A 26,258-nucleotide genomic window follows, 5' to 3' on the forward strand; every position below is an offset into this window, starting at 1 on the left:
GGGAGTTGTCTTGTTTCCCACTCTCTGTTTTTTGCAAGGAATATCAAACATATATAAATACTATGACTAAGAAGATTTTATTGTTGGGCTCCGGCGAATTGGGTAAAGAATTCGTTATTGCGGCAAAACGTAAAGGGCAGTATGTCATTGCCTGTGACTCTTATGCAGGAGCTCCGGCTATGCAGGTGGCAGATGAATTTGAAGTGTTCAGCATGCTTGACGGTGATGCACTGGATGCAGTGGTAACCAAGCACAAGCCGGATATCATTGTACCCGAAATTGAAGCGATACGTACCGAACGTTTGTATCATTTAGAACAGGAAGGTATTCAGGTCGTACCGAGTGCTCGTGCGGTGAACTTCACAATGAACCGTAAGGCTATCCGTGATTTGGCGGCTAAGGAACTGGGCTTGAAAACTGCAAAATATTTTTATGCCAAGTCTTTGGAGGAATTGAAAGAGGCTGCGAAAGAAATCGGTTTCCCCTGTGTGGTGAAGCCTTTGATGTCTTCATCGGGCAAGGGGCAGTCTTTGGTCAAGAGTGCGGATGAACTGGAACAAGCATGGCATTATGGTTGTGAGGGCAGCCGTGGTGACATTAAGGAACTGATTATAGAAGAATTTATTAAATTCGACAGCGAGATCACTTTACTTACCGTTACCCAGAAAAACGGTCCTACTTTGTTCTGCCCGCCTATCGGACATGTACAGAAAGGGGGAGACTATAGGGAAAGTTTTCAACCTGCGCATATTGATCCCGAATATTTGAAGGAAGCACAGCGTATGGCTGATAAAGTGACGGCAGCTCTGACCGGTGCTGGAATCTGGGGGGTTGAGTTCTTCCTTAGTCATGAAAACGGGGTTTATTTCTCCGAACTTTCTCCCCGTCCGCATGATACCGGAATGGTGACTTTGGCGGGTACTCAGAATTTAAATGAGTTTGAGTTGCATCTGCGGGCAGTGTTAGGACTTCCTATTCCTGAAATTACACAAGAACGCATAGGGGCTAGTGCGGTGATTCTTTCTCCTATTGCCAGCAAGGAAGCTCCCCGCTATCGTGGTGAAGAGGAAGTTTGTAAGGAAACAAATACTTATCTCCGTATTTTTGGTAAACCTTATACAAAATTGAACCGCCGTATGGGGGTTGTGGTTTGTTATGCTCCTAATGGCAGTGACTTGGACGCTTTGCGCGACAAGTGCAAGGCTGCTGCTGCAAAGGTAGAGGTGTATTAATATCTTGTATTGATGGATATAAAATAAAGGAAGGGGAGGTGTGTCAAAATGCACACCTCCTTTTTTTAAGCACAAAGCCCCGACTTTCACAAGCTGGGGCTTTTAAATTTTATTGTTTACAGGTCATAATGCTATAGGCACGCCTATGTGAGTAAGAACGATTTATTCTTGCTCTTTCAGTGCTGTAAAAATCAGACCTTCTAGTTCCTCTGCTAATTCGGGGTTGTCTTGAATAACTTGTTTGGAAGCGTCACGTCCTTGTCCCAGTTTGGTTTCGTTGTAGCTGTACCATGACCCACTTTTCTTGATAATGCCTAAATCAGCACCCAAATCAATGATTTCACCAGCTCTTGAGATACCTTCACCAAACATGATATCGAATTCGGCTTTACGGAAAGGAGGTGCCACTTTGTTTTTCACCACTTTTACTTTAGTCTGGTTGCCGATTACTTCTTCACCATCTTTCAATTGAGTGGAACGACGGATGTCCAAACGTACGGAAGCGTAGAATTTCAGAGCGTTACCACCGGTAGTAGTTTCCGGATTACCAAACATGACACCGATTTTTTCACGCAACTGGTTGATAAAAATACAAGTCGTATTGGTCTTACTGATGGCTGATGTAAGCTTGCGCAAAGCCTGAGACATCAAGCGTGCCTGCAAACCTACTTTGTTATCACCCATATCTCCTTCAATCTCAGCTTTCGGAGTCAATGCTGCTACGGAGTCGATAACAATGATATCAATAGCGGATGATCGTATCAGTTGCTCAGCAATTTCAAGTGCCTGTTCACCGTTATCGGGTTGTGAAATCCATAAGTTATCTACATCCACTCCTAGTTTGGCCGCATAAAAACGGTCGAAAGCATGTTCGGCATCAATGAAGGCTGCAATGCCACCTGCCTTCTGAGCTTCAGCAATGGCGTGGATAGCCAATGTAGTCTTACCGGATGATTCGGGACCATAAATCTCTATGATTCTGCCTTTGGGATATCCACCTACCCCTAATGCAGCGTTCAAGGCGATAGATCCGGTCGGAATTACTTCCACTTCCTGTACGTTGTCATCACCCATTTTCATGATAGAGCCTTTACCAAAAGTTTTCTCTATTTTATCCATTGCAGCTTGCAGTGCTTTCAGTTTCTCGCTGTTTCCGGCACCCGGACCTGCTGAGAATGGAATTTCCTCGTTATCTTTTTTTGCCATAAATCTGTTGGTTTATAAAATTTGTTGTGCGTGTTCTTTTGTTTTCACCTCTTTGGGAGAGATGATACGTTCAATCACGCCTTCTTCGTTAATGATGAAAGTCGTACGGAATGTACCCATGTATTTGCGTCCGTACATACTTTTTTCTCCCCATACTCCGAATTGTTCTACCAATTTCTTGTCGGTATCGGCAATAAGAGTGAAGGGCAGTTCGTTCTTTTCTATGAATTTTTGATGCGATTTGGCATCGTTCACACTGACACCGATTACTTCATAACCATGGGCACGCAGTTCGGCGTAATTATCACGTAAGTTACATGCCTGGGCAGTACAACCCGATGTCATATCCTTAGGATAAAAATAGAGTACTATCTTTTTTCCTTTATAATCACTTAAACGAATTTCTTCTCCTTTCTCGTTCAAGCCTAATATTTCCGGGGCTTTATCTCCTATGTTCATATTTTAAAGTTCCAAATCACCATCTAATACTTCATGCCAAGGCAAACCTTGTTTGTTCAGTTGTTCCATAAATGGATCGGGGTCAAACTCTTCCACATTCCATACTCCCGGACGTTTCCACAACCCTTGCAGGAACATCATAGCTCCAATCATGGCAGGAACTCCGGTTGTATAGCTTACTCCCTGCATTCCGGTTTCCTTGTAGGCTTCCTGGTGGCTACAGTTGTTGTAAACGTAGTAAGTACGTTCTTTTCCATCTTTTATACCCCGGATGCGGCATCCGATAGAAGTTTCGCCTTCGTAATTTTCTCCCAGATCCTGTGGGTTGGGAAGTACGGCTTTCAAGAACTGTAACGGAACAATTTTCATTCCGTTATAATCTATTTCGTCAATACGGGCCATACCGATATTCTGGATAACACGCAGATGGGTCAGATATTCCTGACCGAAAGTCATCCAGAAGCGGGCACGTTTGATGGTCGGGAAATTCTTAACCAATGATTCTAGTTCTTCATGATACAGTAAGTAGGAATCACGAGGGCCGATATTCGGATAAGTCAGATCCTTGTGAAATTCCAGTGGTTTGGTAGTCACCCATTTGCCGTCTTCATAATAGCGTCCGTTCTGAGTAATCTCGCGGATATTGATTTCAGGATTAAAGTTGGTAGCAAACGCTTTGTGATGGTTACCGGCATTACAGTCCACGATATCCAGATAGTGCATCTCGTCAAAATGATGCTTTGCAGCGTAGGCTGTATAAATGCCACTGACTCCCGGGTCGAATCCACAACCTAGTATGGCTGTCAGTCCTGCGTCCTCAAAACGTTTCTTGTAAGCCCACTGCCAGCTGTATTCAAAATGAGCTTCGTCTTTCGGTTCGTAGTTTGCTGTATCCAGATAGTTCACTCCGGCTTTCAGACAAGCCTCCATAATGGTCAGATCTTGATAAGGCAGAGCTACATTGATGACGATTTCGGGTTTGAAACTATTAAACAGGGCTATCAGTTCATCCACATGGTCCGCATCTACCTGTGCCGTTTTGATAGCAGGATTGCCGATAGCTTTTACGATTGCATCACATTTTGATTTTGTACGGCTGGCAATCATGATGTCAGTGAATACATCCGGATTTTGAGCCACTTTGTGTGCTACGACAGTACCTACACCGCCTGCACCGATAATTAATACTTTACCCATTTGCTGTTTTTTATTCTTGTTAAAATAAAATGCCCGGCAAATATTACCGTTCACTGGGCAAAGATAACAAAATATTTTGGGTATTAGTTGATACGGTCCAGTTTCTTATGGGTGAAATCCAAGGTTTTTCTTTTTGCAGCCAGAGGCGGCTGTCTGTTGTTAAGGCTAAATATTGTGAGGTCTTCGGCGGTTCGACTGATGTTTTGTCTTGCTGTGAAGTGTGGCTATATATCCAAGTTTGTACAGAAGTGCGTAGCTTACAGTTTGTTATCAGATTCCAAAATGGTCAACAAACCTTTTTGTTATTTTAGGTGTTAGTATATATAAATTGATATAAAGCATAAAATTTTCAGGTGTAATTGCTGCAGTGAGAAATAAAATAGTTAGTTTTGTACGCAAAACTAACGGATTTAACAAAAAAAAGAGTATGAGAAAATTAGTATTGAAATTTATGGCTGTTTGTACCGGAGCATTGATAGTGTCTTGTGGTAGTGGAAAGAATATGTTGTCTATATCTTCATTGGATGGCGAATGGAATATCACAGAAGTGGACGGACAACAAATTTCTACAGAGAGAATGCCCTTTATCGGTTTTGATGTAGCTCAGAAACGTATTTATGGAAATAGCGGATGTAACCGCATGATGGGAAGTTTTGAAGCTGATTCACTGAAGCCGGGCGCATTGAAATTGGGGCAGATAGGAAGTACCCGCATGATGTGTCCTGATATGAAGACCGAGCAGATGGTTTTGAGTGCATTGGATAAAGTGACTTCTTTTCAGACGGTTTCTGACAAGCCCGAGGTGATATCTCTATGCAACCAGGATGGCCAGCCGTTGATGACTTTGGAGAAGAAGGCGGATCCGGAAGTATCCCTGTCCGATCTTTCAGGTGAATGGGCTGTTGAACTGGTGAACGGAAAGAAAATAGTAGGTACAGCCGACGTTGCTCCTTTCATCGGTTTTAATTTGGACGAAAGCCGTATTTACGGTAATGTAGGCTGCAACACCATTAATGGTGCATTGACGCAGGAAGATGGAAAGCCTAATTCTTTGAAATTTGGTAATGTTGCTGCTACTATGATGATGTGTCCCGATATGGAAACAGAAACTATTGTGTTGAATGCTTTAAATGAAACAAGACGTTTCAGCATGAAAGACGGTAAGGTCTATTTGTTAGGTGAAAATGGAAATGAATTGCTGGTGTTGAAGAAACAATAATCTATACATATATATATATACCAAAATGATGTGGGTCGGCCTGTTTTCTCGTTTATGAGGAAACAGGCCGGTTGCATTTATGGCATGGTGGTAGTAGGGTGCTGACTGGTATTCTGTTTGGTGGAAATCTGACATTCTTGCCTTGTATAAATCCATCTGAAAGTCTCATATAATAGATAAATCAGTCATTTTGTCAGCCTTTGTCATATTCTTGTTTTTGGCATACCGTTTGTTTTATGAAGGACGTGCGGTTGGTGCACGGAAGAAAAAAGAAAACCTTCGTGAACCATTCGTCGGGAAATCAGTTTAATTGAAAACAAATAAATAAAAGATATACAATTATGGGAAAGATTATTGGTATTGACTTAGGAACCACAAACTCATGTGTTTCAGTATTTGAAGGTAACGAACCGGTAGTAATCGCAAACAGCGAAGGTAAACGTACCACTCCGTCTATCGTTGCGTTTGTTGACGGTGGCGAACGTAAGGTAGGTGATCCGGCAAAACGCCAGGCAATCACTAACCCGCAGCGTACTATTTTCTCAATCAAACGTTTCATGGGTGAAACTTGGGATCAGGTACAGAAAGAAATAGCCCGCGTTCCTTATAAAGTAGTGAAAGGTGACAATAATACTCCGCGTGTAGATATTGACGGACGTCTTTATACTCCACAGGAAATTTCAGCTATGATTCTTCAGAAGATGAAGAAAACAGCCGAAGACTATTTAGGGCAAGAAGTGACAGAGGCCGTTATCACCGTTCCGGCATACTTCTCCGACTCACAGCGTCAGGCCACTAAAGAAGCCGGTCAGATTGCAGGTCTGGAAGTAAAACGTATTGTGAACGAACCGACAGCCGCCGCTTTGGCTTACGGTCTGGATAAGGCTCACAAAGATATGAAGATTGCTGTATTCGACCTTGGTGGTGGTACATTCGATATCTCTATCCTTGAATTTGGTGGTGGTGTGTTCGAAGTACTTTCTACTAATGGTGATACCCATCTGGGTGGTGATGACTTCGACCAAGTGATCATTGACTGGTTGGTACAGGAATTCAAGAATGATGAAGGTGCGGATTTGACAAAAGATCCGATGGCAATGCAGCGTCTGAAAGAAGCAGCGGAAAAAGCAAAGATTGAATTGTCTTCTTCTACTTCAACAGAAATCAACTTGCCGTACATCATGCCGGTAGACGGTATGCCTAAGCACTTGGTTAAAACTTTGACTCGTGCTAAGTTCGAAGCTTTGGCTCACAACTTGATTCAAGCTTGTCTTGAACCTTGTAAGAAAGCTATGAGCGATGCCGGTCTGAGCAATTCTGATATTGATGAAGTAATCCTTGTGGGTGGTTCTTCTCGTATTCCGGCTGTTCAGGAATTGGTTGAAAAATTCTTTGGCAAGGCTCCTTCTAAGGGTGTGAATCCGGATGAAGTAGTTGCGGTAGGTGCTGCGGTTCAGGGTGCTGTTTTGACAGATGAAATCAAGGGTGTTGTATTGCTGGATGTTACTCCGTTGTCAATGGGTATTGAAACATTGGGTGGTGTAATGACTAAGTTAATTGATGCAAACACTACTATCCCTGCACGTAAGAGTGAGACTTTCTCTACAGCTGCCGATAACCAGACCGAAGTGACTATCCACGTACTTCAGGGCGAACGTCCGATGGCTTCACAGAACAAATCAATCGGTCAGTTCAATTTGACAGGTATCGCTCCTGCCCGTCGTGGTGTTCCTCAGATTGAAGTAACTTTTGATATCGATGCTAACGGTATTTTGAAAGTATCTGCCAAGGATAAGGCTACCGGCAAAGAACAAGCTATTCGTATCGAAGCCTCTTCTGGTTTGAGCAAGGAGGAAATTGAAAAGATGAAAGCCGAAGCTGAAGCTAATGCAGAAGCAGATAAGAAGGAACGTGAAAAGATTGACAAATTGAATCAGGCTGACTCTATGATTTTCTCTACTGAAAATCAATTGAAGGAGTTGGGCGACAAGTTGCCGGCTGACAAGAAAGCTCCGATTGAAGCTGCTCTTCAAAAACTGAAAGATGCTCATAAGGCACAGGATTTGGCTGCAATTGATACTGCCATGGCTGAACTGAACACAGCATTCCAGGCTGCCAGCGCTGAAATGTATGCTCAGAGTGGTGCACAAGGTGGTGCTCAGGCTGGTCCGGGTGCAGGTGCAGGACAACAGGCTAATCAGGGATCTTCTTCTAATAATAAAGAAGATATTCAGGATGCGGACTTTGAGGAGGTCAAATGATTCCGATAAGGAAACAGATAATAAACAATAAGCAAGAAGGTGTGTCGTAATACACGATGCGCCTTCTTTTTTTCATTGACTATAAAAATCGACTCATTTTTTTTAACTGCGATCTTTTGAGGATTTCTTTGGTTTATGTGTTCGCAACATCTAAATAGAACAACTGTAAGCTCATAAAACGGTCTAATCAGCCAATCCATACCTTCTTTAGTCATTTTTGCACACATCTTTTTTATATTGAAGGCAATGGCAAAGAAGGCAAAGTCCATGAAGACCTTATCCTTTCCAAAATGGCGGAAACGTTTGTAATTCATATTGTTTTTCATTTGTCCGAACACGGCTTCCGGTTCTATGCATCTCTGTCCTCTGTGTTTCAGTCCTTCCTCTGAGCAGAGCAGCTCTTTGGCTTTTTGCTTGTATTCTCTGAGTCTGTGATTCAACTCTATCGTTCTGTTCCCCTTTGCTTTAAAACATCGGCATCTTAGCGGACAGCCCTCACATCTGATGGCTCTGTACCTGGCATTTTCGCTGACATATCCGGATGCTGTTTTCACATGTCTAGTCCCTATCCTTTGCATCTTCTGTCCCATGGGGCAGATACAAAAGTCATGTTCTTCATTGTAGTAGAAGTTTTCCGCCTTGAACGGGTCCGGTTTGAACCTCGGCCGCTGTTCCATGTGGAAGTAGTTGTACTTGACGTAGGCTTCCATACCGTTTTCTGACATGAAACGGTAATTCTCCTCAGAACCGTAGCCGGAATCGGCAACCACCGTATGGGCCAGCCTGTCATATCTGCTTGAGAAGGATTGCAGGAAAGGTATCAGGGTCAGTGTATCCGTAGGGTTCGGGAAGAGTGCAAAGTCAGTAATGAACTGGTTCCCGGTGCCGATCTGGAGGTTGTAACCGGGCTTTGTCTGGCCGTTACGCATGGCATCCTCCTTCATTCTCATAAAAGTAGCGTCATTGTCCGTTTTGGAATAGGAGTTCCTGTCCTGCAGCGTGTCCAGACGGTTGTCGTATTCCTGCAGCTTGTCCCTGTGCTCTTCCAGCTCCTTCAGCTGTTTGCGTTTCTTTTTCAACGCAGTCTTTTCCTCTTTCGTGGAGGGTTCAGGAACCTGTTCGAGTGCTTGACGCAATTCTCCCGCCATTTCAGTCAGCATGGCCGGAGTGAAATCAATCTCCTCATTGCTTTCCGATGAGTTCTCCTGGGCGATGTCATCGTCTATCTGTTCCAACAGGACATGTATCTTCTTCATCAGACGTTCACGGTTCCGCCCAACCGTTTTCCGCCAGACGAAAGTATACTTGTTGGCTTTGGACTCAATCTTTGTCCCGTCAATGTATTCCACATTCAAGCTGATGAAGCCTTTGGAAGAGAGAAGGAGTACGGTTTGGGTAAACACCTCGTTGATTTCCTTCTTCACCCGGTTACGGAAACGGTTGATGGTGATGAAATCAGGTCTCTCATATCCGGCAAGCCAGATATAATGGATGTCACGGTGAAGGAGCTTTTCGATTTTCCGGCAGGAGTAGATGTTGTTCATATAGGCATACAGAATGACCTTGAGCATCATCCTGGGATGGTAAGGGCTGCGGCCGCATTCCTTATACAACTTTCTGAAACTTTCAAGGTTCAGGCTCTCAACCAGAGCGTTAACCATGCGCACCGGTTCGTTTTCTGCAATATCCTCGTCTATTCTTGGAGGAAAAAGCACTGTTTGGTTGGAATTGTAAGGACGAAAATGTATCTTTGTCATAGTATAAAATGTTATGCCTAAAGATACAAAATCTTTATGTAATAACAAAGCCCCTGCTTGTGAAAGTCGGGGCTTTGTGCATAAAAAAAGAGGTGTGCATTTTGACACACCTCCTTGATAATTCTATTTGATTATTAGAATTATCATTCATTACTGAATTGAGACAAACAAGCTTCTTATCTGTTTGGGGTATAAGATTAAAACATGGCAGGCTCTGTTCTTGATAAGACGAGTTTACGGCTGGCAGTAGTATCCAACATCCGCAAACACGTTCTTTACGCATAGCTTTGTATGTGGCTTCTACATTGCGAGGACATTTGCACACGTTGAAAGCCACTTTGTATGTATCATGTTCAACAACAACATCTGCATTCCATGTAGCAGACTTTACTTTGGTTATATAGTTTAGACCCATGTCTTTGCAAACGTCAAGTATTGTTGATATGATTATTTCTTTTTCCATAATCATTATTTTACTTATTTTTCTTTCTCCCTTCTCTCTTTTACTCTTTCCAATCCCGGCATCTTTTTAGCCAATACCTTTTCTCCTGCAGGAAAGTAAAGCGGAAAGACCTGAGATAAGAAACTTACAATATCATTACGCTTCTTACCTATGTTGAAAAAAGCAGAACAAACAAAATACATAAGATCTTGTTGACTACATGTATCTGTTTGCTGAATAGATATTGAGGGAGTGATGACTATCAAACTGTGTTCTGCAAATGCGCAAGCACTGGCAAGAATAGCTTTCTGTTCTTCTTCGGTGAACATCTTGATTTTATCTGCTAACCATTCAAGTTCTCTTTGCTGAAGTGCTTGTTGCTTTTCATTCTGATGTTCCAATAGAATTGCTACATTTTCTTGTTGCTTTTCGGTCAAGGCATTTTCTAATGCTTGATTCTTTCGTTTAAGGACATTGAATTTCAGTAATGCGGCAATGTACATACAGAAATAACCTACTGCAATATCGAATATCAGAACAAGCAGATAATTGCTGTGTGAATTTTTGGTATTTTCAGTCATATACTCACTGATAGGAATAACGGCAAATAGCATGATGATGGCTATTGCATAAAGCACTCTGTATCGTGTTTTATAATTTACCTGTGGTAGGGAGGCAAACAAAAAGGCAATAATCAAAATGGCAATTATTGCACTGAGTGGTATGAAAGATGTTCCCATAGATTTATTGTTTTGTTTATGGTTTAACAATTATGCGCCAATAGCCACCATGGTCCGCTCCTTCACGAGACAAAATTCCCATAGAACGAAGCTTTGAAATATGTTTTTCTACGGCTCGGGAACTTATTCCTATTTTGTAGGCCATTGCTTCAGCAGACATTGATGGGTCAGAAATGACGAAATCAATAATCTTTTGTGCGGTTTTTCCAATGCTTTTAGATTTGTTTTTCGAATCTCCGAACTTTTTCTCCGAACTTTTTTGTATTATCTCCGAACCTTTCTCCGAACTTTCTTGCGTATTATCGAAGGTTTTCACCGAACTTTTCCTCCGAACATTCTTCGTTTACAGGGTACTTTTTGAGGGTACTATTTACCCTGTTGGCTACTTCTTCAACAGGTATTCTTCCGTTTTCGTTCCAGTTTAAATTATAGAACGTGGTGTAAAAAGAGGTCGCTTCTGTTTGATATTGCGGTTCTTTTCCTTGCAGGAAATTGGGTAACTTCTCTGTAAGTTCTCGCATTTTGCGTAAGCCGGAGCCACGTTTCTCCATATAGTCCAACTGTGTGAACACATCCGCAATGACAGGGTTACGGCGCATGGAAGGCACTTTGTATATGTCACGGTCTTGAATCTGTGTACCGTCAAGCATAGCACCGGGTGATACCAGTTCTACACGGTCATCGTAAATATCAATATGCACTTCACCGCCCATTACAGTATAATCTCTATGGATAAGGTGGTTTACCAGTCCTTCAAAGATGGCACGGTCAGAGTAGTCGGGGAGATTCAGACGATAGTTCGGCATCTTCATCCACTCATGGTGTAGTTCTTGATGAAGTCCATGCCATATTTTAAGAGCAATACGAGGTTATCCCGATGCTCTACGGAACTGATAGCATCATCTTTATAAAGTCCCGTCCAACGTGTACAGAAAATACGCGATTGAAATACCGTGCAATTATCCACAAACAGCAATCCGGCATTGGTCAGTTTTCCGTCAGAAGTGATAAGCCCGAATGATTCCAAATACTTATCGTTCCATTCCTGATGAGTTTGCTCGCGGAAGGTATTAGCAAGGATGATGAAAGAGTGCTTGCTGGCATCCACTTGTGTAGGAAGAGAATCCCATGTCATGTGCGTACCCTTTAATACTAACGAAAGAAGTTGTTGTGAATTACATTCTACACTTTCATTGCCAACCCGTACATACGCAGTACGTGTCCCATCCTGATAATAGTAATAAGGTGTAAGCATTCCAGCCTTTACTTTCACTTCAAGTAAGGAGTGTCCTTCGTGTTCTATCGGAATAAGTTGAACTTCCGGCACAGGGTCAAGTCTTGCCTTTATCGTTTCACTGATAAAATCGGCATCGGCTTGCGGATTCTCCAAACCTACAATCACTCCGTCATCGTTCATTCCATAGAACAAACTGCCGCCATCCGTATTGGCGAATGCCGACACCGATTTAAGCCATGACTTCACCTTCTTGCGTTCCAACATTTCCTTGAAATCGTAAGTCGAGCATTCTGCTATCAATGTATTGTTATGTATCTGCATCGTTTTCTTATTATTGTTAGGGGTAAGGCCCAAGTTTATATACAAAGGTAAGGATAAAAGTGGAGAATCTACTAAATTAGAACGATGTTCTTAATTATGTGCAATATTCACTCCAACAGATTTCTATATCTCTAAAATATCTCATTTTGTGGTTGATAATATCCCTGTAACAAAGGCTTTTGTTGCGCACCATAAATCATCTTCAATTTTCAAAATTAGTATAGTTAAAAGCCGTAAGAATACCAAATATGCGATATGGTGTTTCTCGGTATCTTCTTCAGAAATAATGCAGCCATGAGCATAGAGGTTTCGATATGCAAATCCATTGGTGAACTCCCCATTATCCATGTAGTAGCTGAAGTATTGTTTCTCCTCTTTTGTCAATAGATTGTCGTTTTTTATAAGCCAACCTTTATCTACCATTTCATCAAGGCACTTCATTCCTTTCTCCGAATGATGCCAATAAGAACAAACACGATATTCCCATAGGGACTTTAATATGATTTTTAGATCATTACTGGGTATGGACAGTTGTCCGTTTTCGTTCTTTTTTATAACATTATGCGATATAAGGAAATCAATGCTAGCCCTTTTGTAGTCTTCGTAGTTCTCGTAATACACCTCTTCGTTATTTAATAAATCAAAAAGATTATGATAATGCTTCTCCTTAAAGGGCTTAATATAGCTAAGTAGAGTGTTAGAGCCAAATAAGTTGTTTAGTATTGTACGCAGTTCTGACGACTCCTTATTGATTTCATAATACTTGTTAAGCAAAAGACTTTTACCTTCTGTCATTTTCAAAGGCTTGCTTAACCTTATGATATCTTTGTCAATCTCATCATACTGAACATAGGTGTTATATTGTTTGACAACAGAATCTAGTTCAGGGAATAATATCCGGCATTTATTTAACCAACAATCTTCAATATTGGGGTAGTTCAATTTCAATGCAGGATAGCCATATTTGTTGAAAAGATGTACTTCGTAAAATTCTTTTAGCGTTTGCTCAAAAGACATGTTTAATTGAGCTAATACTTTGTTGTACCCATATATTTGATATAATGCTAAGTCGTTCTTTTGATGGAAATAGCTGTAATCTGGATAGGCATTTTTGCTTTTATCCATAAAAGCAATCTCTAATCCATCGATTTCACTACTTTTATTGATGAGTTCCAATAGTCCGTGACGATTTATCCAATAGAATAAGGTTTTGCAATTCTCCACCAGCTCTATAGAATTGCAGGAACGAATATACTTTACGCTGTATAAAAAAGTAGGACAACCTTCTTCGATTCTATAGTCTGTTGGTGTTATATTGTTTTCATTAGAAAATGCAATAGCTATTTTATGCGGAATTTTAACAGTACGACTGTCGGACATCAATTCATCGTTCAGCTTTTGAGATAGACGTTCAGCTTTTACTCTCGTTTGGGGATCTAATACTAGTCCATTTTTGTCATCCTTATTCTGACAAATTAGGCGGACATAATTTAAATTAGGTTTTTTGCTATCTAAATATGAGTTTATTATTTTAACCTTGTCGTCCATTGATAGATTTGAAGGAAGGTGAATTTTTCTATCAGCTATATTGTCATGTTTGGCGATATAATGATTTATGAGAATATGAGCCGTATTACTGTCTTCAAGCATTATCTGCCTTAGTTCGATTTTGAATTTTTCCACAACATTTCTGCAATGAAGTATTTCTGTCAAGTCATTTTGTTTGCCTTTTGCTATATGTTTTACAAAATTATTATCTATAACATTAAATAATTTGAATTGGTCAATAATGTCCCAAAATGCTTGTCTGTAATCCCAAGTTAATGCATCATAGCAGTTCTCCAAAGAGTTCCTATTTAGCTTGGCAAAGTGTTTTACAATAATAGCATTATAATCTTTTATATCTTCTTTGATTTGATTAAACATGGTGTCTGACCAGCATTTCAATCGACAATCATTATCTATGAGTTTTTTGATGTGGAATAATTCTATCACGTCTGTTAACGTAGAAGCTAGCTCAGATTTATACTTTGCAATTGCTTTTTCTGCAAGTTCAAGATTATAACCGATGCTTAAATCATTCGGAGAATAAAAACATACTCGATTTTCCATCATAAATAAAAAGTGGTATTGAAATGAATGAAAATGCGTTTTTTACAATCACGTGTCCATTCCCAGACTTATCTTCGTGCCTAAATGCCGACACCGATTTAAGCCATGACTTCACTTTCTTGCGTTCCAGCATTTCTTTGAAATCGTAAGTCGAACATTCTGCTATCAATGTATTGTTATGTATCTGCATCCTTTTCTTATTGTTGTTGGGGTATAAACCATCTGTTTCCAGATACAAAGTTATGGATAAAAACGGAGAAACTGTTAAAATCACTGTTTTCTTTTGATTTTTATGCTTTTATCCTGCGTTCTTTATCAAGAAAAAGTGTACTTTTGTGGATGAGAGCCATTGTTGCTTATAGATGCTTATTTTCGGATTTGCGATATATTTGCAACACGTGTACGTAAATTGCTTATAGAGATAATATGTTGATTTTGAGGAGGTCAAATGATTCCGATAAGGAAATAGATAATAAACAATAAGCAAAAGCGTGCAGTTCTGGTGAGGTGCACGCTTTTTTATTTATAGAGTTTATGGTTGCTATGTCTTCAGACAGGATTACGACGCATGGACGGCACTTAAAAAACAAAAGGGTCTTTAAAAAAAACTCGTCATTTTTCAAGAGCAACCGCTGTAGTCATCATTAGAAATAGTGAAAATTGAATTCGGGAAGGTGTGACTGCGAAGCGGACAGGAATTGCATTACGAGAATGTAGTTTTTATCGTTTTCAAGCTTGCCGGCTTCTTCACTAAGGGAATATCATACAGGCGAAGGGCGCATCGGCCTTGTCTTGCCTTCAGCCTGCTGGATGTATTCTTTAAAAGCCAACATCCCTTCTGCAAGTGACAGCGGCTTGTCAAACAGATATTAAGCGATAGAATACGGATCATTATGAAAAGTTTTGTAACTTTGCATCCGATTTTAAAAAAGGAGATATTGATATGGAATTACCTGACGACCCGATGATGCTTTTCAGCATGGTGAATATGAAACTTCGTGACTGCTATCCTTCGCTGGATGAGCTTTGCGATGATATGAATGTGGACAAGGAACTGTTGGTGAAAAAATTGAAGGCAGCCGGATTTGAGTATAGTAAGGAAAACAACAAGTTTTGGTAGATAAAAGGATCAGCCCGTTCCGGAAAATGGAAACGGGCTGATTTTTTATGGGGTTTCTATTGATTTTTTTTATGTAAGTCTTGCTTTCGGTATTGCAGCAAGGATGCTCCGGTATGCCTCTTGAAGAAACGTCTCAAGGTGGCGAGATTGGAAAACCGGGTTCTTTGAACAATTTCCTGTATGCTGATGGATGGATTCTCCAATAGTGCGTAAATCTCTTGCAAAGTATAATGTATAATCCACTCTTTAGGAGATTTTCCGCTTACCAGAGTCAAGGCTTCGGTCAGGTATTTGGAGGATACATGCAGCTTTTCGGCATAGAACGCCACTTCTTTGTTTTCCTTGTAATGTTTTAGTAACAAATCCAGAAAGAAGTATCCGATTTCTTCTTTGTGCAAGGTGGTGGATTTATGTTCTTTTACCGTGTTGCAATAGTCTGCATAGAGTTCCAGAAAAGGCAGCTTCAGTAGATTGGTGATGGATTCTTTTATAAATAAATAAGTTGGCGAAGTCGCTCTGGTGTATAATAACCGGAAATAGATGGAGAACTGCTCCGCTTTCTCTTGGGATAACGAATACACGCAGTGGGTCTGGGTGTAGGTATGAAAACCAGTCGGAAAGCGTTTGATACTTCCATTGATCACGTCGTAAAAAAGGGCGTTTGAAAAAGTACAATAATTGATGGTGAAAGTGAGACTGGATTTTATAAATGAAACCAGAAATCCTGGCATGAAAATAAGAAGGTCGTTTGCGCAAATGACATATTTCCGGGAGCCAATCCGGATCTCGGCATTTCCTTCTGTACACATACCTAGAATTCCTACCTGCAGATAAGAAGGGTATTTGCTGAAAGGCACTGTGTGCGCATTCATATAAAGTCCAAAGTCTTGGCTGGATAGTCTTTCTTTGATATTCTGTTGGTTTTGGTTATTATATAACATACTTTTATCAAATCTAAGTTCGCAAAATTAGAATTTAATGATACATTCCTCCGGAAGTAGTGGATATAAGGGAAAATAAAACAGAAAAAAAATACGTGTATTTGATTTTTTTAATACTATGGCAGGAGAACAGTTTAGCTTTCCGTATGTTGGAGGAAAGTACGGAAATTTATTCTTTTTTACAGAAAGAAAGGTGAATTCAAAAACAAATCAAAAAGATCTTTTTGAATTCACCCTTTATGAATGGAGCGGAGTTATTTTTGCGCCAGTAATTTGGCTATGGCACGGTCGGGTTTCCCGGTTTCTGTCAGGGGAAGTTTGAATACCGGAATAAAACGTTTGGGGCGCCAGTAGGGGGGTAATTGATGTGTGCAGGTCTGTTCTATGTCATCGGGCAGTTGCCCTTCGGCAAGCAGCACAATGATTTCTCCGAATTTTTCATCAGGAGCGGAGGTGATTAAGAAAGGAACGGACAGGTGTTCTTTCAATGCGGCCTCTACCTGTTCTATTTGCACTTTCACTCCTCCGGTATTGATCGTGTTGTCTTTTCTGCCTAGAATGCGGAATTGGTTCTGCCCGTTTGTTTCGGCTATGTCATTGGTCACCAACTCTTTTTCGCAAATCTGGGGAGCGTATATCACCAAGGTGTTTTCTTTACTCAGACGAATCTGTATGCTCTCGAAAGGGGTGTACCAGTCTGAAGCTTCAGGACCGTTCAGTCTGCGTAGGGCAATGTGTGACAAGGTCTCGGTCATGCCGTAGGTAGACCATACGGCATGAGGGAAATCTTTTAACGCAGCGTTCAGTTGGGAGTCGATAGGACCTCCTCCGATAATGAGGTGTCTGATTTGTTGCAATATCGCTCTCTCTTCGGGTACTTGTAGTGAGTTATAGACTTGCATGGGGATCATGGCAGCAAAGACGGGGGCTTTTGTCAGGTCTTTTAAAGGATGCCCGGATGGAGTGACAGGCAGCAAGTCCAATCCCGCTACCAAGGCACGTACTACCACCATTTTTCCGGCAATGTATTGTAAGGGCATACAGAGCAGGGCGGAATCTTCTTTTTGTAGTCCGAGGAAGGAACAGGTGAGGCAGGCGCTTTCCATCATGTGTTCTTTTTCTACATGCAGTTCCTTGGGTTTGCCGGTGGAGCCTGAGGTATGTACCAGCAGGGTGTCTGCCGGGTCAAACCATTCGGAAAGAAAGGAGAAAAGTTCCTGCCGGAAACTTCGGTTGTCGGCAGGGATATTCATTCTTACCATTTCAATTTCCCAATTGGAGTAGGGGATACTTTCTATCAGAATGGTTTGTTTGTTTCTATTGGTGCAGAATTTTGTCATTGTTTCAACCAGTTTAGTAAGTCGGGTTCTTGTTCTTCGGGGTGGAACCAAAGGCAGTCCCCTTCGATGTGAAGCGGATAGTCTATATTGTCGGTAAACAGCAAACCGGTACCTAGTCCTTGGGGAAGGGCGGGCTGTAAGGTGGCACACCATTGTGCGATGGCATTCAGTCCGATATTGGACTCCAGAGCGGAAGTGACCCATGAACCGATGCCTCTTTCAGCCGCCAGTTCCATCCATTCTTCGGAGCCGCTGATTCCTCCGTGCAGAGAAGGTTTCAGGATAATGTATTGAGGATGGATGGTTTCCAGCAGTTCTATCTTGCGGTCGCGCCGGTTGATGCCTATCAGCTCTTCATCCAGTGCAATGGGGAAGGGGGTGGCGGCACAGAGGCGGGCCATTTCATCCCATTGCCCCGCACGGATGGGTTGTTCGATGGAATGGAGCCGGAATTCGGAAAGACGATGTAACTTTTCGAGGGCATCTGCAGGAGAGAAAGCACCGTTGGCATCTACACGCAGTTCGATTTGGGCTGGGGTGAAATGCCGGCGGATGTGCGCCAGCAGTTCCAGTTCCTTTTCAAAGTCGATGGCACCTATTTTGAGTTTGATGCAGCGGAAGCCTTGCTGCATCTTTTCCCCGATGCGCCGGTACATCTCGTCAAAGTTTCCCATCCAGATAAGTCCGTTGATGGGGATGCCCTCTTTACCTTTGCTGAACGGGGTGTGCCAGAATTGCAGGCTGTGTGCCCGGAAATGTAGCAGGGCGGTTTCCAGACCGAACAGGATGGACGGATAGGGAAGCAAGGCTTCCCGATCTATTTCTCCGTTCTTTTCCAGGTTTTTGCAGGCAGTAGCCAACACCTCGTCGTATGAGGGGATATCGTCACAACTCAAGGCAGGGAGAGGGGCGCATTCACCCACGCCATAGTGGCGGCTGCCGGTGTCGGTGAGGAGGATGTACCATACATCCCGGGTGGTATATACTCCTCTGGAAGTACCTGCCGGTTGCTTGAAGTGTAGTTGTTTTTTTATAATTCGGGTTTGGAACATTCTTATTAGTGATTAGTGGTTAATGGGAAGCAAGGAGGACTATTGGGTTGTCCTCCACCGGAAAAATGAACCACTGATTATGGGAACTTCGGATAATCCTGGAACCGTGGCTTGCGCTTTTCCAAAAATGCCTTTCCTCCTTCCTGCGCTTCCTCTGTCATGTAATACAGCATGGTGGCATCTCCGGCAAGTTCCTGTATGCCGGCTTGTCCGTCCAGTTCGGCATTCAGTCCGGCCTTGATCATACGGAGGGCGAGCGGGCTGTGTTCCATCATCTTTTCCGCCCATGCCACGGTTTCGTCTTCTAGGCGGTCGAAAGGAACGACTGTATTGACCAATCCCATTTCCAGTGCTTCCTGTGCGGAGTATTGGCGGCAAAGGAACCATATTTCACGGGCTTTCTTCTGCCCTACGATGCGTGCCAGATAGGAAGAGCCGAATCCAGCGTCGAAGCTGCCTACCTTGGGGCCTGTCTGTCCGAAGATGGCATTCTCTGAGGCAATGGTCAGATCGCATACCACATGCAGCACATGGCCGCCGCCGATGGCGTAACCGTTTACCATGGCGATGACCGGTTTCGGCAGTGACCGGATTTGCTTTTGTACGTCCAGCACATTCAGACGGGGAACTCCATCCGTGCCGATATAGCCGCCATGACCTTTTACATGCATATCGCCCCCGCTGCAGAAGGCTTTGTCGCCTGCTCCGGTCAGAACCACTACATTGATATCCTGGCACTCGCGGCAGTAATACAGGGCATCGCTGATTTCCGAAGTGGTGGTGGGGGTGAACGCGTTGCGGTAACGCGGACGGTTGATGGTGATTTTCGCTATTCCATTGTAAAAGTCAAACAGAATATCCTGATATTCTTTGATGGTTTTCCATTCTCTTGTTTCCATTATTCATTTTTATTTTTAAGTCCGTGATAATATTCTCTTAACAGGGTGGTGTCTTTTTCCTTGTCGGTAAACACTTCCAGCAGCATGGGTTGCATTCGTGTCTCGGGTGAGGTGAATGGCTGCATCGCTTCTTCCAGCTCTTCTTCTCCGGTCACTTTCATGTAAATAAAGCCGCGTTCTTCCGCCCAGCCTTTGGCGGTGGTGTAATGCTCGGCTGTGATAAACTCCCTGGAACGGCTTGATTTGTCCATTCCAGGCAGGGTATGGAATATTTCTCCTCCTTCGTTATTCAGTAACAGGATGCGGATGTTGGCACCGTAATTTTGATTCCACAGAGCGTTCATGTCATAGAAGAAGCTCAAGTCGCCTATGATGATGAAATTCAGCTTGCTGGAAGCGGCGGCATAACCGATGGCGGTGGACAGGGAGCCTTCTATGCCGTTCACGCCCCGGTTGCAACAGATTTCCACCCGGGGAGGAACTGTAAATAACTGTGCATAGCGCACGGTGGAGCTGTTTGCCAGATGCAGGGCACAGGGTTCGGGCAATGCCCGGATGAGTTTTCCGATAACGGAGATTTCGGAATAGGCAAGGTTCGGCATCGGAATGGTTTTGCAATAGTTTTCCCACATCAGCGGATAATGGGTCGGTTTGTTGTCCAGCAGGAAAGCTATTTTTTCCAAGAACTCAAACGGATCCATCTCGATGACAGTGGTCAGGCAACCGTATAAATCGGCTATCTTTCCGTCAGCGGCAACATGCCAGTGTTCGCGCGGGGGATGGTTGCGCAGGTATTTCTTTAGTTGTTTAGATACGATGTGTCCGCCGTAGGTAATCAGTATTTCGGGGGCCATGTCTTCCTGGCGCTCCGGCGTCATGGAATAAACGGCGGCGTCGAAATTCTTGATAGGAATGCCGGGGATGGTCTGATTGCCCAGATGTTCCGTCAACCAGGCGAAATGTTTATAAAGCGGTTTCACATATTTTTTCTCGAACAGGTAAATCAGACTCATCTGGCCTACCACGACCATGCGCTTGTTGTACTTGTTCAGCCGTTCGATCAGTTCCTTATAGTCACGGTCGTACACGCTCAGTCCCTGATAACGGGTGATGACACGTACTTCGGGAAGTGTTTTGGCGGTGAAGCGGTAGATGGGTTCGGAAATAGGTACATTGATATGTACAGGTCCTTTGCCGTGGTGGGTGGTTTCCAGTATGGCTTCGTTGATAAGGCGGTTGCAAAACCATTCGTCTTCCTCTGTATGTACTTCGGGCAGGTTGACAGACATCTTGACTAACGTTCCGAACACATGGGGCTGGGGCAGGGTTTGTCCGTCCATTTGTCCTATCCAGGCGGCGGGGCGGTCGGCGGAAATGACAATCAGAGGTACTTGTTGGTAAAAGGCTTCGGCTACGGCAGGGTGCAGGTTCAGCAGGGCCGAACCGGAGGTGCAGCATACTGCGGCAGGACCTCCGCCTTGTAAAGCCAGGCCGATAGCAAAAAAACCGGCACTGCGTTCATCGGTTACAGAATAACAAGTGAAGTCCTCTATATTGGCCAAAGTATGTACGATGGCAGCATTACGGCTGCCGGGACAAAGCACTATTTTCCGCACACCGTGCGCTTTGAGAAGTGCCACCAACTGAAGTATGTTCTTTTTGTCTGAATACATTATTCTTCTACTTTAATTGTTTCCATTTATTTACTTATAAAGTCAGGATGAAGGATGCTTCGCATCGTATTCATCTTGTCTCCCGTTTCCACCCATTCCGATTCTACTTCCGAGGAAGCCAGTATTCCTCCTCCTGCATACAGGATGGCTTCACCCGGCTTTATTTCCATGCAGCGCAGATTGACGTAGATATCGGTATGCCCCTCTGTGTCCAGCCAGCCGGTGAATCCGGAATAATAACTGCGGTCGTACCCTTCATTGTCCGGAATAAACCGGAAAGCCTCCTCTTTGGGCAGGCCGCAGACGGCGGGAGTGGGATGGAGTTCTTGCAATAAATTGCCTATATGGTCTGTATTTTTCAACAAGAAATAAAAATCGGTCTTGAGGTGTACCAATTGTCCGGCACGGGCGGTATAAGGACCTTTTTCTGTCATTTTGTTGCCGAATTTTTTAGCGATCCGGCGGATGTAATCAGCCACATAGCCCTGTTCTTCTTGGTTTTTCTTGTCCCAGTCTGTCGGCATTACTTCGTCCTGCATCGGCATGGTACCGGCCAGGGCCACGGTGTGCCATTCTTTGCCGTGTCCGCTTAATAAGATTTCCGGTGTGCTGCCCAGCCAGGTTCCGGAAGCGGGGGTATGGCATAGGTAAATCATCATGCGCGGATAGTTGTTGCAGGCCCGGACAAAAGCGCCGAGTGGTGAAAAATCATCTCCGATATGTCTGGCAGAAGAACGTGACAGAACCAGTTTCTGGAACTGCTTCTCTTGTAAGGGAGTGATGAAACGCCCGAATGCACGGGTATATTGTTCTTTATCCGTTTCTTCGGAAACAAAAGGCGAGAGTTCACTCTGCCGGCTTTTGCAGGTAAGCAGGGCATCTGCACATTCCAGTGAAGACAGTGCTTCGCTGATTTCGCTCCAGTCGTATGCGGTGACATCCGGACGGATAAGTACCAAGGGATGTTCCTCCGATATCCGGAAAGGAGCCATGACAAATCCCTTTTTTTCATTCAGTTCCTGAATATCCGCTAATTGTTCCACATCGCCTGAGGTTTGCAATACCAGGTAGCATTCGTCTGTCCAAGGTAACCGGTAGAGGGCGAAACCGAGGCGGCTGTGTGTCAGGCAATCTAATAAATTTTGCGTATGTATATCTGGTAGATTCATTTCTTTTTCAGTATGAAATTAACGACACGAACAGTAGAAACCAGTTGTCCCTGTGGGCTGGTGATATCTATATTCCATATATGCGAGGATCTGCCGCGGTGAATCAGTTTGCCGGTGGCGAATACTTTGCCTCCGACAGGCACGGCCGACAGATGATTTCCACTTACTTGTACTCCGCAGGCATATTCGTCTTCCCGGCATAGCGACATGGAGCCATGCCCTGCCACAATCTCGGCCAGAGCCAATGACGCGCCACCGTTCAACATGCCAAAGGGTTGTGAAGTACGATGGTCTACAGGCATTTCGGCATGTACCGTATCTTCGGTGGAGGGTAGAAACCGGATGCCCAGATGTTCCGCCATCGAATTCGAATAATCAGGTTTGCAGGTTGTTTCTTCTATCATTTGTATGTCTGTTCGTTTCTATAAGGCTACAAAAATAGGAAAATTTTAGATGAAAATGTCGTTAATGTTGTTCTTTTAAGAACAAAAACATTCGGGGTTTGTTTCTAGTTTCGGAATATATTTCTTATTTTGCAAAAAGAACTTGTACAAATGCAACAACGAATAAATAAAACAATAATTTAATACTTATGCTCATTACGATTATTATCCTTGTACTGTCCGCAGTATTTTTTGTAAATGGCAAGATACGGTCGGATCTTGTGGCTCTTTGTGCTTTAGTGGCTTTGTTGATTTTTCAGATATTGACGCCTGACGAAGCTTTGTCCGGATTCTCCAATTCGGTTGTCATTATGATGGTGGGGCTGTTTGTAGTCGGCGGAGCGATTTTTCAGACGGGACTTGCCAAAATGATCAGTTCACACATTCTGAAATTAGCGGGTAAGAGTGAATTGAAATTATTCTTGCTTGTAATGTTGGTGACTTCGGCTATCGGGGCTTTTGTGAGCAACACAGGTACGGTGGCTCTGATGTTGCCTATCGTGGTCAGTCTGGCAGTCAGTGCCAACATGAATCCCAGTCGTCTGCTTATGCCGTTGGCGTTTGCCAGCAGTATGGGAGGTATGATGACACTGATTGGTACACCGCCCAACCTTGTTATTCAAAATGCGTTGACTTCGGCCGGTTTCCCTCCGCTTTCGTTCTTCTCTTTTTTTCCGGTAGGGATTATTTGTGTGGCAGTGGGTACTTTGGTGTTGCTTCCGCTCAGTAAATGGTTTCTTTCGAAACGGGGGAAAAACGGGGAAGACAATGTTCATTCGGGCAAATCCCTGAAACAGTTGGTGAAGGAATACGGGCTGTCCAGTAATTTGTTCCGGTTGAGGGTGGTAGGTGACTCCCGGTTACATGGAAAGACGATTATAGAGTTGGATATCCGGCGCAAGTATGGATTGAATATACTGGAGGTGCGTCGTGGGGATATGTCACAACATCGCTTCCTGAAAACAATTACTCAGAAGTTGGCCGACCCCGGTACAGTTCTTCAGAAAGAGGATATTCTGTATGTGACAGGGGATTTTGAGAAAATAAAATTGTTTGCCGAGGATTATCTCCTGGAGATGCTGGACGAGCATACTACCGAAGAAGCGAAAAACTCTGCCAATTCATTGGATTTTTATGACATAGGTATTGCTGAAATCGTTTTGATGCCTTCCTCCAATCTGATAAACCTGACGATAAAGGGGGCGGGCTTTCGTGATAAGTTTAATGTGAATGTACTGGGTATCCGCCGGAAGAAGGAATATTTGTTGCAGGACTTGGGCAATGAGCGGATTCATAGCGGGGATGTGTTGCTGGTGCAGGGTACATGGAACAATATCGCCCGGCTGAGCAAGGAAGATGCCGACTGGGTGGTACTGGGACAACCGCTGGCTGAGGCTGCGAAGGTCACGCTGGATTACAAAGCACCGGTGGCTGCGGTTATCATGGTGCTGATGGTGGCAATGATGGTGTTCGACTTCATTCCGGTAGCTCCGGTGACGGCGGTGATGATTGCGGGTATCTTGATGGTACTGACGGGATGTTTCCGCAATGTGGAGGCGGCTTACAAAACCATTAACTGGGAAAGCATCGTACTCATTGCGGCCATGCTGCCTATGTCGCTGGCTTTGGAAAAAACAGGGGCTTCCGAATATATTTCGAACAGTCTGGTCAGTGAACTTGGGACATACGGACCGTTGGCGTTGATGGCGGGTATTTATTTCACTACTTCCCTGATGACGATGTTTATCAGCAACACGGCTACCGCAGTGCTTCTGGCTCCTATCGCGATGCAAAGTGCAACGCAGATAGGGGTAAGTCCCGTACCTTTTCTCTTTGCGGTGACACTGGGGGCAAGTATGTGTTTCGCTTCGCCATTCTCCACTCCGCCCAATGCGCTGGTGATGCCTGCCGGACAATATGCCTTTATGGATTATGTAAAGGTAGGTCTGCCGTTGCAGATTATTATGGGCATTGTGATGGTGCTGGTACTTCCTTTGCTGTTTCCTTTTTAAGTTGTTTATAATATATGATTCCGATGACGTCCGCTATAAACCATCCGATAGGAATAGACCACCAGATTCCGATGACCCCGATGGCAGGAATGCCGGCAAGCCAATAGGAAAGGGCTACACGGGTTCCCAACGATACCACTGTGAGTACTACGGACATTCCCGGCATACGGATGGCACGATAATATCCGTACAACAGGAACAAAATCCCGATTCCGCAATAAAACGCTCCCTCGATGCGTAAATAACTGATACCGATGTTCAGAATTTCCGTTTCGTGGGGGCGGACAAAAATCAGCATCAATGGTTTGGCGAATAAAAAGACCAGAATGGAAATGACCAGAGAGAAGAGAACGGTGGTAATCAAGGCACTTTTCACTCCTTTGCGGATCCGTTCCTCTTTTCTCGCTCCGAAGTTCTGGGCAATAAAGGTGGAAAAGGCATTTCCGAATTCCTGTACCGGCATATAGGCAAACGAGTCTATTTTTATTGCTGCCGCAAAGGCGGCCATGACTACAGTGCCAAAACTGTTGACCAATCCTTGTACCATCAGAATGCCCAGATTCATCACCGACTGTTGTACACAGGTCAGTGCGGAGAACGAAGTGATCTCTTTCAGGCAGTGACGGTCGAAATGCAGGTCGTTGCGGTGTAATCTCAGTTCGGGATATTTCACGTAGACATATCCCATAATTCCCAAAGCGGATACTCCCTGTGCGGCTACCGTGGCGATGGCTGCTCCCTTGATTCCCCAATCCAACTGCAAGATAAAGAACAAATCCAGCCCGATGTTCAGTACAACGGAAACCGCCAGAAACCAAAGAGGAGTGACGGCATCTCCTATGGCACGCAGCAATGCTGCATAGAAATTATAGATAAAGGTAAAGCCGATTCCCCAAAAGATAATCCACAGGTAATCATACATCATGCCATAAATATCTTTGGGAATCTGCAATAACCTGAGGATGGGATGCATCCAGACGAAAACCGCTATATTTAGAATCAATGTTACTGTGCCGATCAGCAGGGCGGATACATAGATGCTACGGCGTAGGGAATCCGTCCGTCCGGCTCCATATTGCAAGGAAAAAACGGTTCCGCTTCCCATAGACAATCCCAGCAGGATGGAAGTAAGGAAAACCATCAGCGTGTAGGCGGAACCGACAGCGGCCAACGCACCGGAACCTATACATTGTCCTACAATCAGCGTATCGGCTATATTGTAACACTGTTGTAGCAGTGAGCCTATAATCATAGGCAAGGTAAAACGTAGTAGCGTGCCGGTGATGCCTCCCTGCGTCAAGTCTATTTTAGATAACATGATGCGTGTCTGTTCTATTCTATTTCCTGTTTATTTTGAAATTTATTGCGAAGGTAGGGAATTAAATATCAAACAACAATAGGGATTGTCTATTTAATACTCGGAATG

General features: G+C 43.7%; 20 protein-coding genes and 1 pseudogene. 5 read left to right on the forward strand and 16 right to left on the reverse strand.

All coding sequences use genetic code 11. The features are described 5' to 3' along the window. Nucleotides 1–53 precede the first annotated feature (53 nt). Nucleotides 54–1,232, forward strand: a complete 1,179-nt coding sequence (gene purT / locus ACYQ0C_RS07470) for a formate-dependent phosphoribosylglycinamide formyltransferase (protein ID WP_257205113.1) — start codon at nt 54–56, stop codon at nt 1,230–1,232. Nucleotides 1,233–1,394: 162 nt separating this feature from the next. Here purT and recA read toward each other — a convergent pair whose 3' ends face one another. The 3 genes from recA to ACYQ0C_RS07485 are packed head-to-tail and all read right to left on the reverse strand — an operon-like array spanning nt 1,395 to nt 4,094. Next, nucleotides 1,395–2,438, reverse strand: a complete 1,044-nt coding sequence (recA, locus tag ACYQ0C_RS07475) for a recombinase RecA (protein ID WP_016276769.1) — start codon at nt 2,436–2,438, stop codon at nt 1,395–1,397. A 12-nt stretch (nt 2,439–2,450) separates the two neighbouring features. Next, nucleotides 2,451–2,897: a thioredoxin-dependent thiol peroxidase gene (gene bcp, locus ACYQ0C_RS07480; protein WP_016276768.1), complete on the reverse strand. Its 447-nt coding sequence runs from the start codon at nt 2,895–2,897 to the stop codon at nt 2,451–2,453. A 3-nt stretch (nt 2,898–2,900) separates the two neighbouring features. Further along, nucleotides 2,901–4,094, reverse strand: a complete 1,194-nt coding sequence (locus ACYQ0C_RS07485; protein WP_016276767.1) for a saccharopine dehydrogenase family protein — start codon at nt 4,092–4,094, stop codon at nt 2,901–2,903. 427 nt (nt 4,095–4,521) lie between these two features. Here ACYQ0C_RS07485 and ACYQ0C_RS07490 point away from each other — a divergent pair, with 427 nt between their 5' ends. Both ACYQ0C_RS07490 and dnaK read left to right on the forward strand, forming a co-directional pair. Further along, nucleotides 4,522–5,313 (forward strand): META domain-containing protein, encoded by a 792-nt coding sequence (locus ACYQ0C_RS07490; protein ID WP_016276765.1) that lies wholly within the window; start codon nt 4,522–4,524, stop codon nt 5,311–5,313. Between the two features lie 341 nt (nt 5,314–5,654). After that, on the forward strand, nt 5,655–7,574 hold the full coding sequence (dnaK, locus tag ACYQ0C_RS07495; protein WP_016276764.1) for a molecular chaperone DnaK: 1,920 nt from the start codon (nt 5,655–5,657) through the stop codon (nt 7,572–7,574). On the opposite strand, the gene ACYQ0C_RS07500 is transcribed toward dnaK, so the two are convergent. The 5 genes and pseudogenes from ACYQ0C_RS07500 to ACYQ0C_RS07520 all read right to left on the reverse strand — a co-directional run bounded on the left by ACYQ0C_RS07500 (nt 7,544) and on the right by ACYQ0C_RS07520 (nt 14,186). Next, the gene (locus ACYQ0C_RS07500) at nt 7,544–9,331 is read right to left on the reverse strand and encodes an IS1182 family transposase (RefSeq protein WP_016276763.1); all 1,788 of its coding nucleotides are present in this window, start codon (nt 9,329–9,331) and stop codon (nt 7,544–7,546) included. The genes dnaK and ACYQ0C_RS07500 overlap by 31 nt on opposite strands. A 34-nt stretch (nt 9,332–9,365) precedes the next feature. After that, a complete protein-coding gene (locus tag ACYQ0C_RS07505; RefSeq protein ID WP_244964579.1) occupies nt 9,366–9,794 on the reverse strand; it encodes a hypothetical protein in 429 nt (142 codons plus the stop codon). 14 nt (nt 9,795–9,808) lie between these two features. After that, nucleotides 9,809–10,513, reverse strand: a complete 705-nt coding sequence (locus ACYQ0C_RS07510; RefSeq protein WP_016276761.1) for a hypothetical protein — start codon at nt 10,511–10,513, stop codon at nt 9,809–9,811. A gap of 16 nt (nt 10,514–10,529) precedes the next feature. Continuing rightward, nucleotides 10,530–12,071, reverse strand: a pseudogene (locus ACYQ0C_RS07515) (RNA-binding domain-containing protein). A 141-nt stretch (nt 12,072–12,212) separates the two neighbouring features. Further along, a complete protein-coding gene (locus ACYQ0C_RS07520) occupies nt 12,213–14,186 on the reverse strand; it encodes a hypothetical protein (RefSeq protein WP_016276758.1) in 1,974 nt (657 codons plus the stop codon). A 940-nt stretch (nt 14,187–15,126) separates the two neighbouring features. On the opposite strand from ACYQ0C_RS07520, the gene ACYQ0C_RS07525 reads away from it, so the two are divergent. Beyond that, a complete protein-coding gene (locus tag ACYQ0C_RS07525) occupies nt 15,127–15,303 on the forward strand; it encodes a DUF4250 domain-containing protein (RefSeq protein WP_016276756.1) in 177 nt (58 codons plus the stop codon). A 56-nt stretch (nt 15,304–15,359) separates the two neighbouring features. Here the strand turns inward: ACYQ0C_RS07525 and ACYQ0C_RS07530 are convergent, their stop codons facing one another. From ACYQ0C_RS07530 to ACYQ0C_RS07560, 7 genes are all read right to left on the reverse strand, one after another. Next, nucleotides 15,360–16,244 carry a helix-turn-helix domain-containing protein gene (locus ACYQ0C_RS07530; protein ID WP_016276755.1) on the reverse strand — a complete coding sequence of 295 codons (885 nt, stop codon included), beginning with the start codon at nt 16,242–16,244 and terminating at the stop codon, nt 15,360–15,362. Between the two features lie 254 nt (nt 16,245–16,498). Beyond that, on the reverse strand, nt 16,499–17,584 hold the full coding sequence (locus ACYQ0C_RS07535) for an AMP-binding protein (RefSeq protein WP_016276754.1): 1,086 nt from the start codon (nt 17,582–17,584) through the stop codon (nt 16,499–16,501). Further along, complete coding sequence (menC, locus tag ACYQ0C_RS07540; RefSeq protein WP_016276753.1) at nt 17,581–18,636, reverse strand: o-succinylbenzoate synthase; 1,056 nt, start codon at nt 18,634–18,636, stop codon at nt 17,581–17,583. The genes ACYQ0C_RS07535 and menC overlap by 4 nt, the downstream gene beginning before the upstream one ends. Before the next feature lie 77 nt (nt 18,637–18,713). After that, nucleotides 18,714–19,535: a 1,4-dihydroxy-2-naphthoyl-CoA synthase gene (gene menB / locus ACYQ0C_RS07545; protein ID WP_005840491.1), complete on the reverse strand. Its 822-nt coding sequence runs from the start codon at nt 19,533–19,535 to the stop codon at nt 18,714–18,716. Further along, nucleotides 19,535–21,208: a 2-succinyl-5-enolpyruvyl-6-hydroxy-3-cyclohexene-1-carboxylic-acid synthase gene (gene menD / locus ACYQ0C_RS07550; protein WP_016276752.1), complete on the reverse strand. Its 1,674-nt coding sequence runs from the start codon at nt 21,206–21,208 to the stop codon at nt 19,535–19,537. The genes menB and menD overlap by 1 nt, the downstream gene beginning before the upstream one ends. Before the next feature lie 26 nt (nt 21,209–21,234). Beyond that, on the reverse strand, nt 21,235–22,377 hold the full coding sequence (locus ACYQ0C_RS07555; protein WP_016276751.1) for an isochorismate synthase: 1,143 nt from the start codon (nt 22,375–22,377) through the stop codon (nt 21,235–21,237). Further along, nucleotides 22,374–22,781, reverse strand: coding sequence for a PaaI family thioesterase (locus ACYQ0C_RS07560; protein WP_016276750.1), 408 nt, complete (start codon nt 22,779–22,781; stop codon nt 22,374–22,376). Before ACYQ0C_RS07560 ends, ACYQ0C_RS07555 begins: the two co-directional genes overlap by 4 nt. Before the next feature lie 188 nt (nt 22,782–22,969). On the opposite strand from ACYQ0C_RS07560, the gene ACYQ0C_RS07565 reads away from it, so the two are divergent. Next, nucleotides 22,970–24,832 (forward strand): SLC13 family permease, encoded by a 1,863-nt coding sequence (locus ACYQ0C_RS07565; protein ID WP_016276749.1) that lies wholly within the window; start codon nt 22,970–22,972, stop codon nt 24,830–24,832. Here the strand turns inward: ACYQ0C_RS07565 and ACYQ0C_RS07570 are convergent. Beyond that, nucleotides 24,783–26,150, reverse strand: coding sequence for an MATE family efflux transporter (locus tag ACYQ0C_RS07570; RefSeq protein ID WP_016276748.1), 1,368 nt, complete (start codon nt 26,148–26,150; stop codon nt 24,783–24,785). The genes ACYQ0C_RS07565 and ACYQ0C_RS07570 overlap by 50 nt on opposite strands. Nucleotides 26,151–26,258 lie beyond the last annotated feature (108 nt).

This window comes from Phocaeicola sartorii JCM 17136 = DSM 21941, from assembly GCF_054653615.1.

Excerpts from the sequence above, each read along its gene's own strand:
- recA (WP_016276769.1), bottom strand. The coding sequence starts at position 2,438 with ATGGCAAAAAAAGATAACGAGGAAATTCCATTCTCAGCAGGTCCGGGT.
- bcp (WP_016276768.1), bottom strand. The coding sequence starts at position 2,897 with ATGAACATAGGAGATAAAGCCCCGGAAATATTAGGCTTGAACGAGAAA.
- ACYQ0C_RS07485 (WP_016276767.1), bottom strand. The coding sequence starts at position 4,094 with ATGGGTAAAGTATTAATTATCGGTGCAGGCGGTGTAGGTACTGTCGTA.
- ACYQ0C_RS07490 (WP_016276765.1), top strand. The coding sequence starts at position 4,522 with ATGAGAAAATTAGTATTGAAATTTATGGCTGTTTGTACCGGAGCATTG.
- dnaK (WP_016276764.1), top strand. The coding sequence starts at position 5,655 with ATGGGAAAGATTATTGGTATTGACTTAGGAACCACAAACTCATGTGTT.
- ACYQ0C_RS07500 (WP_016276763.1), bottom strand. The coding sequence starts at position 9,331 with ATGACAAAGATACATTTTCGTCCTTACAATTCCAACCAAACAGTGCTT.
- ACYQ0C_RS07505 (WP_244964579.1), bottom strand. The coding sequence starts at position 9,794 with ATGGAAAAAGAAATAATCATATCAACAATACTTGACGTTTGCAAAGAC.
- ACYQ0C_RS07510 (WP_016276761.1), bottom strand. The coding sequence starts at position 10,513 with ATGGGAACATCTTTCATACCACTCAGTGCAATAATTGCCATTTTGATT.
- ACYQ0C_RS07520 (WP_016276758.1), bottom strand. The coding sequence starts at position 14,186 with ATGATGGAAAATCGAGTATGTTTTTATTCTCCGAATGATTTAAGCATC.
- ACYQ0C_RS07525 (WP_016276756.1), top strand. The coding sequence starts at position 15,127 with ATGGAATTACCTGACGACCCGATGATGCTTTTCAGCATGGTGAATATG.
- ACYQ0C_RS07530 (WP_016276755.1), bottom strand. The coding sequence starts at position 16,244 with ATGTTATATAATAACCAAAACCAACAGAATATCAAAGAAAGACTATCC.
- ACYQ0C_RS07535 (WP_016276754.1), bottom strand. The coding sequence starts at position 17,584 with ATGACAAAATTCTGCACCAATAGAAACAAACAAACCATTCTGATAGAA.
- menC (WP_016276753.1), bottom strand. The coding sequence starts at position 18,636 with ATGTTCCAAACCCGAATTATAAAAAAACAACTACACTTCAAGCAACCG.
- menB (WP_005840491.1), bottom strand. The coding sequence starts at position 19,535 with ATGGAAACAAGAGAATGGAAAACCATCAAAGAATATCAGGATATTCTG.
- menD (WP_016276752.1), bottom strand. The coding sequence starts at position 21,208 with ATGTATTCAGACAAAAAGAACATACTTCAGTTGGTGGCACTTCTCAAA.
- ACYQ0C_RS07555 (WP_016276751.1), bottom strand. The coding sequence starts at position 22,377 with ATGAATCTACCAGATATACATACGCAAAATTTATTAGATTGCCTGACA.
- ACYQ0C_RS07560 (WP_016276750.1), bottom strand. The coding sequence starts at position 22,781 with ATGATAGAAGAAACAACCTGCAAACCTGATTATTCGAATTCGATGGCG.
- ACYQ0C_RS07565 (WP_016276749.1), top strand. The coding sequence starts at position 22,970 with ATGCTCATTACGATTATTATCCTTGTACTGTCCGCAGTATTTTTTGTA.
- ACYQ0C_RS07570 (WP_016276748.1), bottom strand. The coding sequence starts at position 26,150 with ATGTTATCTAAAATAGACTTGACGCAGGGAGGCATCACCGGCACGCTA.